At 73.3% G+C, this 11,297-nt stretch carries 11 protein-coding genes; 8 read left to right on the forward strand and 3 right to left on the reverse strand.

Going from position 1 to position 11,297, the window contains the following annotated elements:
* The 5 genes from VIG76_RS06700 to VIG76_RS06720 form a co-directional block, all read left to right on the forward strand.
* The coding region (locus VIG76_RS06700; protein ID WP_473964778.1) for a beta-xylosidase family glycoside hydrolase at window positions 1-608 on the forward strand (608 nt) is incomplete at its 5' end.
* Window positions 609-980: 372 nt separating this feature from the next.
* Window positions 981-2,054, forward strand: coding sequence for a hypothetical protein (locus tag VIG76_RS06705; RefSeq protein ID WP_331952389.1), 1,074 nt, complete (start codon window positions 981-983; stop codon window positions 2,052-2,054).
* A 45-nt stretch (window positions 2,055-2,099) separates the two neighbouring features.
* Window positions 2,100-2,453 carry a PadR family transcriptional regulator gene (locus VIG76_RS06710; RefSeq protein WP_331952391.1) on the forward strand — a complete coding sequence of 118 codons (354 nt, stop codon included), beginning with the start codon at window positions 2,100-2,102 and terminating at the stop codon, window positions 2,451-2,453.
* Complete coding sequence (locus VIG76_RS06715; RefSeq protein ID WP_331952393.1) at window positions 2,450-2,896, forward strand: hypothetical protein; 447 nt, start codon at window positions 2,450-2,452, stop codon at window positions 2,894-2,896. The genes VIG76_RS06710 and VIG76_RS06715 overlap by 4 nt, the downstream gene beginning before the upstream one ends.
* 105 nt (window positions 2,897-3,001) lie before the next feature.
* Entirely contained in the window at window positions 3,002-5,212 is a 2,211-nt protein-coding gene (locus tag VIG76_RS06720; RefSeq protein ID WP_331952395.1) for a beta-glucosidase family protein, read from the forward strand.
* A gap of 3 nt (window positions 5,213-5,215) precedes the next feature.
* Here VIG76_RS06720 and VIG76_RS06725 read toward each other — a convergent pair whose 3' ends face one another.
* Entirely contained in the window at window positions 5,216-6,037 is an 822-nt protein-coding gene (locus tag VIG76_RS06725; RefSeq protein ID WP_331952397.1) for a carbohydrate ABC transporter permease, read from the reverse strand.
* Window positions 6,034-6,810 carry an SDR family NAD(P)-dependent oxidoreductase gene (locus VIG76_RS06730; RefSeq protein ID WP_331952399.1) on the reverse strand — a complete coding sequence of 259 codons (777 nt, stop codon included), beginning with the start codon at window positions 6,808-6,810 and terminating at the stop codon, window positions 6,034-6,036. Before VIG76_RS06730 ends, VIG76_RS06725 begins: the two co-directional genes overlap by 4 nt.
* Window positions 6,811-6,879: 69 nt before the next feature.
* Between VIG76_RS06730 and VIG76_RS06735 the strand changes: the two genes are divergently transcribed.
* Together VIG76_RS06735 and VIG76_RS06740 are read left to right on the forward strand one after the other, a co-directional pair.
* Window positions 6,880-7,614 carry an SDR family oxidoreductase gene (locus VIG76_RS06735; RefSeq protein ID WP_331952401.1) on the forward strand — a complete coding sequence of 245 codons (735 nt, stop codon included), beginning with the start codon at window positions 6,880-6,882 and terminating at the stop codon, window positions 7,612-7,614.
* A gap of 86 nt (window positions 7,615-7,700) precedes the next feature.
* Entirely contained in the window at window positions 7,701-7,967 is a 267-nt protein-coding gene (locus tag VIG76_RS06740) for a hypothetical protein (RefSeq protein WP_331952403.1), read from the forward strand.
* Here the strand turns inward: VIG76_RS06740 and VIG76_RS06745 are convergent.
* Window positions 7,954-9,456 (reverse strand): hypothetical protein, encoded by a 1,503-nt coding sequence (locus VIG76_RS06745; protein WP_331952405.1) that lies wholly within the window; start codon window positions 9,454-9,456, stop codon window positions 7,954-7,956. The two genes, VIG76_RS06740 and VIG76_RS06745, sit on opposite strands and share 14 nt — an antisense overlap.
* 113 nt (window positions 9,457-9,569) lie before the next feature.
* On the opposite strand from VIG76_RS06745, the gene glgX reads away from it, so the two are divergent.
* Window positions 9,570-11,297, forward strand: a 1,728-nt coding sequence (gene glgX / locus VIG76_RS06750) for a glycogen debranching protein GlgX (protein WP_331952407.1), incomplete at its 3' end; no start/stop codon positions are given.

The following is an 11,297-nucleotide window of genomic DNA, read 5'->3' on the forward strand; positions in this document are numbered from 1 at the left end:
TGTCCGACACGTTCAACGGATCGTCGCTGTCGAGCCGCTGGTCGTGGGTGCGGCAGCCGGATCCGAGCACCTACTCGGTGAGCGGCGGCGCGTTCTCCTGGAAGGTGCAGAACGCCGACCTGCAGCCGCCGGACAACTCGCAGGCATCCGTCCTGACCGAGCCGGCACCGAAGGGCGACTACGTCGTCGAGACGAAGGTGTCCGTGAACACCGGGCTGAACGACGTGCACAACTACGTGCAGGGCGGGCTCATCGTGTACAGGAGCGACGGCGACTACGTGCGCCTCACCTCGAACTCGATCTGGAACACCCGGCAGACGGAGTTCGGCAAGCACATCAGCACCGCCGCGCCCGGTCAGCCCTCCTACGGCAACGGAGTGGTCGGCCCGGTCGGCGACTGGACCTACCTGCGGATCGTGAAGCACACGGTGTCGGGGCAGGAGGCGTACACCGCGTACACCAGCCTCGACGGGCACCACTGGGACAAGGGCATCACCTGGACGGCGGCGCTCGGGTCGACCGCGCGGATCGGCCTGATCTCGCTCGGCGGCCCCGGCGACTTCACCTCGATGTTCCAGTACGTGAAGGTGAGCCGCCTGGCCCGCTGACCCCCTCTCACATCCCCCGATCCGGCTGTTGCCACTTTCTGCGACCTTGAGCGACTCAAGGTCGCAGAAAGTGGCAACTGCTGTTTACCGAAGGAGGACGTGACTGCGCCCTCCTGCCGCTTGCTGTCCGCACGGACAACTGCTGCTGCTGCAGCGCCGACAGTTGTCCGTGCGGACAGCACACGCGGGGCGGCGCGGGCGGATATGACGGTCTGTTGCAGCGGGCATTGCCGCGGTCGGAGGGGCGGTGGGATCGTGCTGGTGCAGCGCGATGCGAAGCCTCGCGTCCCGGATCGCTCCATCCCGGGACACGCCTGCGGTTCATCCCGTTGAGCCGCGTCCGCCGCGGCTCCCCCGTTGCAAGGAGCTCCCATGTCCCTCACCGCAGAACGTCGGGCCGTCGTCACCGGCGCCCACCTCGTCGGCAGCGTCAACCTCCCCACCGCCGAGGCCGTGATCAGCACCGTCGCCGAGCACCTCGGCGACCACGTCGCCCGGATCCCGGACGGCGAGGTCGGCGAGCGCTACTACTGGCTGCAGTTCCAGACCTTCCGGCTGGAGCGGACGCCCGGCCTCGTCCGGGTCGGCGACACCCCCTACCTCATCCGCGGGCAGTTCGACCAGCGGCCGTTCGCCCTCGACGGATCGGTGGCCGCGGCCGACCTGCGGTTCCCCGACCTCGGCTACGCGGATGCGGCGATCGCCTCGTTCGCGACCTTCGCCGCCCTGCAGGACGTGGGCCGCGTGCCGGCGGGCGTGCGGTTCCAGGTCTCGCTGCCGACCCCGGCCGCGGTCGTCGGTGTCTTCATCGCGGAGCAGGACCGCGCCGCGGTCGAGCCCGTCTACGAGCGCGCGCTCTTCGGCGAGGTCGAGCGCATCCTCGCCGCGATCCCCCACGACCGCCTCGCGATCCAGTGGGACACCGCCGTCGAGTTCGGCTTCCTCGAGCAGGTGGAGATCGCCGGGGTGCGCCTCGCGCCGTGGTTCGACGACGTGCTGGGCGGCGTGATCGAGCGGGCGGTGCGCCAGGCGGCGGTCGTGCCGGAGGGCGTGGCCGTCGGTTTCCACCTCTGCTACGGCGACGTCGAGGAGTCGCACTTCGTGCAGCCGAAGGACGCCGGCACCCTCGCCTCGGTGATCCGGGGGGTGCTCGCGGCCGCCCCGCGCCCGATCGACTGGATCCACCTGCCCGTGCCGATCGAGCGCGACGACGCCGCATACTTCGCGCCGCTGGCGGGCATCCAGGTGCCGGAGGGCACCGCGCTCACGCTCGGGCTCGTGCACCACGAGGACGGCGTCGAGGGCGCGCTGCGCCGCATCGACGCCGCCTCGACCGCCCTGCCGGCCTTCGGCGTCGCCACGGAGTGCGGCTTCGGCCGCGGCCCCGCCGAGCGCACGGAGCCCCTGCTCGACCTGCACCGGGAGATCCTCGAACGAGCACGATGACCAGGGGATCTTGACAACAGGAAGGTACCTTCCTATTCTTCGGGCATGCCACGGAGGGCGCCGGGGACCCTGCTCCCCCTCGAGGTCGACATCCTGGAGGTCGGCGCGGGGCTGACCGATGAGGGCGAGCGCTTCCACGGGTTCGGCCTCGCCGAACGGCTGAGCGCCGACTCGCGGCGCCTCGTCGGGCACGGCACCCTCTACAAGGCGCTGTCCCGGATGCTCGACGCCGGCCTGCTCGAGGCCGTCTGGGAGGACTCGGCGATCGCCGCCGAGGCCGGCCGGCCGCGTCGCCGCCTGTACGCGGTGACGCCGGCCGGCGCGGCCGCCCTGTCGGCCGTGCGGAGCGGCGAACGGGTCGCCGCCACCTTCCGGCCCGCAGCCGGCGGTGCCGCATGACCGCGCCGCTTCGCTCCGTCGCACACCGGTTCGCCCGCCAGGCGGCGCTCGGCTGGACCCTGCGCATCACCATCGGCCTGCCCCGCCGCATCGCCGAGGACCGGCGGGCCGAGCTCGTCTCGGACCTCTGGGAGCAGGCAGACGCGGCCGCCCGCGCGGGGCAGCCGCAGTGGCGCCTCGCGCTCTCCGTCCTGATGCGGACCCTTCGCGGCATGCCTGCGGACCTCGCCTGGCGTGCCGGGGTGCTCCGCACCGCCCCCCGGACGGCGCCGGCGGCCGTCGCCGTGGCGCCGATGCCGCTCGCCGCGCCCCTGTTCGACCAGACCAACGGCGCCCTCGTCACCGACGACATGGCGACGCCCGAGAACGACGACGCCGCGCGACTGCTGGCGATCGGCGTCGCCGCGAACGCGATGGCGGGCGGATGGGGCGGCGCGTTCTGACCACGCAAGGTTTGTGCTGAACCGCAACGAATAGGACGGACTGCCGGTAGCCTCGGAGCGCCGGCGGCAGGGTCGTCGCCGGGTAGCCGCACCTCCGGGAGTCCCATGTCCGACAACACGGTCGACGAGATCACCGCCTTCGACGCCGCCGCGGATCGTGTTCGGCGAGGCGCATCCGCCGCCGATGAGGCCGCCGCCCTGCTCGCGCAGCTGACGGACGCCGAGAAGCTCGGGCTGCTCGACGGCGACGAGCCCTTCTGGGCCGGCTTCCGCCGGATGATCGAGGAGGGCTACAACCACACGCCCTACGTGCACGGTGCCGTCGCCCGGCTCGGCATCCCCGGCCTCCGCTTCGGCGACGGTCCCCGCGGCGTGGTCCTCGGCCGCTCCACCGCGTTCCCCGTCGCCATGGCGCGCGGCGCCACGTGGGACCCCGAGCTCGAGGAGCGGATCGGCCACGCGATCGGCCTCGAGCTGCGCGCCCAGGGCGGCAACTTCTTCGGCGGCATCTGCATCAACCTGCCCCGGCACCCCGCCTGGGGCCGGATCCAGGAGACCTACGGCGAGGATCCGCTGCTCCTCGGCACCTTCGGCTCCGCGCTGCACCGCGGCGTCGCCCCGAACGCCATGACGACCGTCAAGCACTACGCGCTGAACTCGATGGAGAACGCGCGCTTCACCGTCGACGTGACGATCGACGAGGGCACCCTGCGCGAGGCGTTCCTGCCGCACTTCCGCGCCGTCGTCGAGGCGGGCGCGGATGCGGTGATGACCGCCTACAACTCCGTCAACGGCGAGTGGGCCGGCCAGAACCGGCACCTGATCACCGAGATCCTCCGCGGCGACTGGGGCTTCGAGGGCATCGCGGTCTCGGACTTCATCTGGGGCCTCCGGGACGCCGTCGCGTCGCTCGAGGCGGGCCTGGATGTGGAGGAGCCGTTCGCCGAGCAGCGCGCCGAGCACCTGCCCGCCGCGCTCGAGGCGGATCCGTCCCTCTGGGCGGCCGTCGACGCGGCGGCCACGCGGATCCTCGCGGTGCAGCTGCGCTTCGCCGCCCGTCGTGTCCCCGGCGAGCCGGATGCCGGGATCGTATTCTCCGCCGGCCACCGTGCGCTCGCCCGCGAGGCCGCCGCCCGCGCGATGGTGCTGCTGCAGAACGAGCCCGTCGCCGGCGCGCGGGTGCTGCCGCTCGACCCGGCCGTCGTGCGCACCGTCGCGGTGGCCGGTGCGCTCGCCAAGCGCGCGAACACCGGCGACAACGGATCGTCGGACGTGCGCTCCCCCGAGGTCCTGACGCCGCTCGACGGCCTGGCCGGCGGCCTCGACGGCCTGGCCGGCGGGCTCGACGGCATCCGCGTGCTCGACGCCGGCGAGACGCCGGACGGCGCCGCACGGATCGCGGCCCACACGGATGCGGCGGTCGTGGTCGTCGGCTACACCGCGGAGGACGAGGGCGAGTACATCGAGGCGGGCGCGTTCCTCGCCCCCGAGCTCGTCGCCACCTACCCGCCGACGAACGGCGACGCCTGGGCGGAGCAGTTCCTGAGCTCGCAGCAGCCGTCGGCCGGCAGCATCGTCGGCGGGAGCGCCGGCGGCGACCGCCGCAGCCTGCGCCTGCACGACGCCGACGTCGCGCTGATCCGCGCCGTCGCGGCGGCGAACCCGCGCACGGTCGTCGTGATCGTGGCTGCCGGCGCCGTGCTGATCGACGAGTGGCGGAGCGAGGTCCCCTCGGTGCTGCTCGGCTGGTACGCCGGCAGCGAGGGCGGCGCGGCGCTCGCGGACGTGCTCTCCGGCGCGGTCGATCCGGCGGGGCGGCTGCCCTTCTCCGTGCCGGCGACCGAGGCCGACCTGCCCGCGTTCGACCCGGATGCGACGAGCGCGGTCTACGACCGGTGGTTCGGGCAGCGGCTGCTCGACCGGCTCGGGCGCCCGGCGGCGTATCCGCTCGGCTTCGGCCTCTCCTACACGTCCTTCGCGCTCGAGGGGCTCGAGGTCGGCGAGCCCGAGGGCGAGACGCTGCCGGCGCGCGTCGTCGTCCGGAACACCGGCGACCGCGACGGCCGGCACGTCGTGCAGCTCTACGGCGAGCCGCAGGACGCGGGCGAGGACGTCCCCGCGCGCGTGCTGCTCGGCTTCGCGAGCGTCGCGGTCGCTTCCGGTGAGGCGGTGCCCGTCGACCTCACCGCGTCGCTCCGGCCGCTGCAGCGGTGGGACGGCGAGCGCCTCGTGCTGCCGGCGATCGAGGTCGTCGTCCGCGCGGCGTCGCACGCCGCTGATACGAGCGGGCCCACCGCGCGCATCCGCCTCGGCTGAGGGTCAGCGCCCGGCGAGGGAGCCGCCCACGCCGCCGAAGGTGAACCAGCGGTGCAGCACCGCGAACACGACGAGCGGCGGGATCAGCGCGACGAGGCTGAGGATCGGCGCCCGGACGGCGGCGAGGCCGATGCCGATCGTGAACTCGGTGTCGGTGTGCAGGAACACGTCGGCGATCAGGTAGTCGTTCCAGACGAGCAGGAACGTGAAGACGGCCGACCCGAGCACCCCGGGCAGCGCGTTCGGCAGGACGACGCGGAGGAAGCCGCCCAGCACCGAGCAGCCGTCGAGCCAGGCCGCCTCCTCGAGCTGCACGGGCAGGGCGTCGATCGCGCTCGCCATCGTCCAGGTCGCGACCGCGACGGCGATCCCGACGTAGATGATCGTGATGCCGGACAGGCTGTCGGTGAGCCCCACCTGCGCGAACAGGATGAACAGCGGCACGATGAAGATCAGCACCGGCATCGCCTGGAGCGCGAACAGCACGATCGCGAAGCCGCCCACCGACCGGCCGCGCACGCGGGACAGCACGTAGCCGGCGGGTGCCGCGACGAGGACGGTCACGACCACGGCCGCGACCGAGACGAGGGCGCTGTTGCCGAGCCACTGCAGGGTCGGGCCGTCGGCGAAGGCGCCGGCGAGCGCATCCAGCACCGATCCGCGGCCGGGCACGAGGGCCCGCCAGAACATCGGGAGCACGGGGCCGAGCAGCACGACCGTCACGACGACCATGAGGACGAACCGGGTCCAGGAGGCGACCGCGCGTCGGACGGCCCTGCGGCGGATGCGGTCGGACCGCATCCGCTCGTCAACGACCGACGTCACGCCGTCGGCGCCTCGGCTGCGAGCTCGTATGCCCGCTGCGGCATCTGGGTGGCGAGCTTGCCCCCGGAGATGTCGAGCAGCGCACCCGTCAGGTACGCCGCCGCGTCGCTCGCGAGGAAGACGAGCAGCTGCGCGACGTCCTGCGGCGTCTCCCAGCGGCGGAGTGACAGCGTGTCGAGCAGGCGGTCCTGCGCGGCCTGGGGCATCTCCGCGAACCCGTTCATCGCCGTCGGCACCATGCCGGGGGCGTACGCGTTCACGGTGATGCCGTAGGGCCCCAGCTCGCTCGCGAGCACCCGGGTGAGCTGCACGACCGCGGCCTTGCTCGCGGCGTACGCGCCGCTGCCGACCGACGGCACGATCGCGGCGAACGAGGCCGCGTTGATGATCCGGCCGGAGCGCTGCCGCTGCATCGCGGGGATGACGGCCTTGCACATCCGGAACACGCCGCCGACGTTCACGTCGAAGCTGCGGTCCCAGGCGTCGTCGCCCATCGACTCGAGGAGGCCCTCGGCGAGGATCCCGGCGTTGTTGACGAGCACGTCGATCCGGCCGAACCGGCGCTCGACGTCCGCCGCGAGCGCGCGCGTGGCCTCGCTGTCGCGCACGTCGCAGACGAGGTCGACGTCGGGATCGGCGGGGAAGCCGTCGCTCGCGAGGTCGAGGCGCACCACGGTACAGCCCTCCGCGCGGAACGCGTCGGCGATCGCGGCGCCGATGCCGCGTGCGGCGCCCGTGACGAGCACCACCTTGCCGGACAGATCGAGCTGCATCGCCCCTCCTTCTCAGCCGTTCGGCACGATACTTCAGGCGGTTCGGAGTCCGGTGAGCGGGAGGTGCACGTGAGTGAGCAGTCGGGCGCGGGTCGCGTCGTCTGGGTGACGGGTGCGGGATCCGGCATGGGTCGCGCCGCCGCGGTGGCGGCGGCCGACGGCGGCCGGCGGGTCGCGCTCAGCGGGCGGCGGCCGGATGCGCTGGAGTCGGTCGCGGAGGACGTGCGGGCCGCGGGAGGGGAGGCCCTCGTCGTGCCGCTCGACGTCACCGACGTCGCGGCGATCGACGCCGCGCACGCCCGGATCGCGGACGCGTGGGGCGGGGTGGACGACCTCGTGCTCTCCGCCGGCCTGAACACACCGCGCCGCACGTGGGAGAACCAGCGGATCGACGACTTCCGATCGATCGTCGCCACGAACCTCACCGCGGTGGCCGCGGTCGTGCAGGCCTCGATCGCGGATCTCCGCCGTGCGCGCGGCACCGTCGTCGCGATCTCGTCGGTGGCGGGCTGGGCCTTCAAGCCCGGCGCCGGTATCGCCTACGCGGCGAGCAAGACGGCCGTCGGTGCGCTCTGCCGCGACCTCAACGTGGCCGAGTGGCCGAACGGCGTGCGCGCGACCCACCTCTGCCCGGGCGACGTGGACACCGAGTTCCTCTCGATGCGGCCAGAGGTGCCGGATGCGGCGAACCGGGAGGGCATGCTCTCGCCCGACGACGTGGCCCGGGCCGTGCTCTTCGCGCTCGACTCCCCCGCGCACGTGCGCATCGACGAGCTCGTCATCACCCCGACCCACCTTCGCTGACCCGCGCCGCGCGGGGCGGCGGATGCACAGGCGGCGCCGACCGGGCTCGGAGCGCACCCGGCCTCGCGCGGATGCAGAATCGGCGCATGGATGCCCGTGCGGAGGCCGAGGCGATGCTCGCGGTGGCGGTGCGCGACGAGCAGTGCGTGCGCCGCATCGAGTCGGAGGACGACGCGACGCGCGTGCGCCTCGAGCTCCGGCGACTGGCGAGGCGCGACGGCGTGCACATGCGGACGGCGCGCATCCGCGACACCGTCGTCGTGGTGCGGCTCGACGCCGCGGTCTGGCACGAGGACACCGCCACGATGCGGCGCAAGCTCACTCCGGCGGAACCGGCGCCTACTGGTAGGTGATCAGGTCGGGCGCCGGGTGCACGTCGTGCATCGTCTGCGCCGGCGTGAGCATCGGGTGGTCCTTGTGCAGGAAGTTCTTCCAGCCCCATCCGACGAACGAGGGCGCACCGTTCCGCACCGCGCGCCAGGTCGCCTGCTTGTCGGGCTGACCGCCCTGCCCGTCGACGTGGATGAACGTCGTCAGCTGCGGCCGATCGAGGATCTTCACCCGGTCCTGCAGCATCGTCAGCCGGAACTCGTGCAGCACGAACGGCTTCGGCGGCAGGTGGCGGGCGGTCACGAGGTCCGCGAGCCACGCGGAGGTCCCGTTCACCTCGGCGGCCGACACCCGGCCGATCTGCTCCAGCGGCACCTGGTGCGGCCCGAGCCGCCACTCGGGGTCGAGGGCGAGGCCCACGTTCGGCTGCGCGAGCAGGCTCGCGTACTGCTTCGCCTGGGCGAGGAAGTCGGACCGGCCGGACTGCAGGTCGAGCACGACCTCGACGCCGGCCTGCAGGGCCGCGTCCACCCACGGCTTCAGTGACGCGGGGTCGGACTCGTTCGAGTAGTCCCGGTCGGGTCCGGGCGCGCCGGCGGCGACCGTGGCGATGATCTCGAGCGTCGGCACGACCGGCTCGTCCGAGAGGGGCTCGTACTGCTTCGCCAGCGCCTTCACCCGGCGGATGGAGGCGGCGGGTCCCTGGTCGCCGAGCGCCCCGAGGGTCGGTACCCCGGGCACGCCGTAGAGCGCGACGAAGCGGTGCCCGGGCAGGGGCCGCTGGCCGCCGCCGGGCAGCTGGAAGCCCGTCCGGGCGGCGGCGACCGTCCATGCCGCCGAGGGCGCGGTGGCGAAGCCCGCGCCGAGGAGCACGGCCGGCGCGTCAGCGTGATCGGCGAGGGCCGAGACCGCCGCCGGGGACCGGGTGAGGTCGCAGGTGGTCACCGGCACGACGTCGGCGCCGGCCGCCCGCGCGGTCGCGACGCCAGCGGCATCCGCGGCCTCGTCGTCGACGACCGCGATCGCCGGGGATGCGGCGCCGGCGTGCGCGGGGGGCGCCTGCGTCGCGGGATCGACCCGATGCACCCCGGGAATCGCCGGCACACGGCCGACGGGGGCGACCCAGGTGGCGGAGAGGCGGGCGAGCTCGCCGCGCACCGCGTCCAGCGAGGTGCCGGCGTCGGACGGCACGAGCAGCAGCGGCACGCGGAGCCGGCCCGCGGCCGCGGCGGCGGCCCGCACCCCGGCGGCGCTGCCCGCCCGGGTCACGACGGCCCCGGGCGACGCGGCGAAGAGCGTGCGGCTCGCGCCGAGGGCGCGGGTCACCGCATCCGGGCTGTCGAGCACCGTGACGGATCTGCCGGGGCGCTGCACCTGCACGGTCCCCGTCGTCGGGCTCGCCGAGCGCGTCGTCGAGGTGGGCGCGGGTGCGGGCGTCGGTGCGCAGCCGGCGAGCGCTGCGACGGCGACGGCCACGAACGCCAGGGGGAGCAGACGACGGCGACGGCGCATCAACGCGACGGTAGCAACCGGTCCTCCCCCGGCTGGAGACGCTCCCGGCGTTCCGCGGATCCGGTCGGTGAGAATGACGGCGAGGGCGCAGGACGGCGTCGGGGAGGCACGCGATGGAGGTCTGGCCGGGGTCCGCGTATCCGCTCGGCGCGACGTTCGACGGCAGCGGCACGAACTTCGCGCTCTACTCAGGGGTCGCGGAGGCGGTGGAGCTCTGCCTCTTCGACGAGGACGGCACCGAGACGCGGGTACTGATGGTCGACGTCGACGCGTTCGTCTGGCACTGCTACCTCCCCGGCGTGCAGCCCGGCACCCGCTACGGCTACCGGGTGCACGGGCCCTGGGATCCCGCGAACGGGTTGCGCTGCAACCCGAACAAGCTGCTGCTCGACCCCTACGCGAAGTCGACGTGGGGGGCCTACGACTGGGTCCAGGCGGTCTTCGGCTACGACTTCGGGTCGCCCGACAGCCGCAACGACGCGGACTCGGCCGCGCACGTGATGCACGGCGTCGTCGTCAATCCGTTCTTCGACTGGACCGGCGACGCGCGGCCCGGCACGCCGTACCGCGACACGATCGTCTACGAGGCGCACGTGAAGGGCATGACGCGGCTGCATCCCGACGTGCCGGCGGCCCAGCGCGGCACGTACGCGGGGCTCGCGCATCCGGCCGTGCTCGAGCACCTGCAGAAGCTGGGGATCACCGCGATCGAGCTGATGCCGGTGCACCAGTTCGTGCAGGACAGCCACCTCACGGAGCAGGGCCTGCGCAACTACTGGGGCTACAACACCATCGGCTTCTTCGCGCCGCACAACGAGTACGCCGCCGCCGGGCAGCTCGGCGAGCAGGTGCAGGAGTTCAAGGCGATGGTGAAGCGGTTCCACGCCGCGGGCATCGAGGTGATCCTCGATGTCGTCTACAACCACACCGCGGAGGGCAACCACCTCGGCCCCACGCTCTCGATGCGCGGCATCGACAACGCCGCCTACTACAAGCTGCAGGAGGACGATCCGCGCTTCTACGAGGACTACACCGGCACGGGCAACACCCTGAACGTGCGGCAGCCGCACGCCCTGCAGCTGCTGATGGACTCGCTGCGCTACTGGGTGCTGGACATGCACGTCGACGGGTTCCGGTTCGACCTCGCCGCCGCGCTCGCGCGGGAGTTCTACGCCGTCGACCGGCTCTCCACGTTCTTCGAGCTCGTGCAGCAGGATCCGGTCGTCAGCCAGGTGAAGCTGATCGCCGAACCGTGGGACGTGGGCCCGGGCGGCTACCAGGTCGGCAACTTCCCGCCGCAGTGGACGGAGTGGAACGGCCGCTTCCGCGACACCGTCCGGGACTTCTGGCGAGGCGAGTCGCAGGCGCTCGGCGAGTTCGCGACGCGGATGACCGGATCCGCGGACCTCTACGAGAACTCCGGCCGGCGGCCCGTGGCGAGCGTGAACTTCGTCACCGCCCACGACGGGTTCACGCTGCGCGACCTCCTCTCCTACGACGGCAAGCACAACGAGGCGAACGGCGAGGGCAACCGCGACGGCGCGGACGACAACCGCTCCTGGAACTGCGGGGTCGAGGGTGAGACCGACGACCCGGCCGTGCTCGAGCTGCGGGCGCGGCAGCAGCGCAACTTCCTCGCCACGCTGCTCCTCGGCCAGGGCGTGCCGATGCTGCTGCACGGCGACGAGCTCGGCCGCACGCAGGGCGGCAACAACAACGGCTACGCGCAGGACTCCCCCGTCACCTGGATCGACTGGGAGCACGTCGACACCCCGCTCGTCGAGTTCGTGGCGGCGGTCGCGCGGCTGCGGCGCGAGCATCCGTCGCTGCGCCGCACGCGG

It is taken from the genome of Amnibacterium sp., from assembly GCF_036559085.1.
Taxonomy (GTDB): Bacteria; Actinomycetota; Actinomycetes; order Actinomycetales; family Microbacteriaceae; genus Amnibacterium.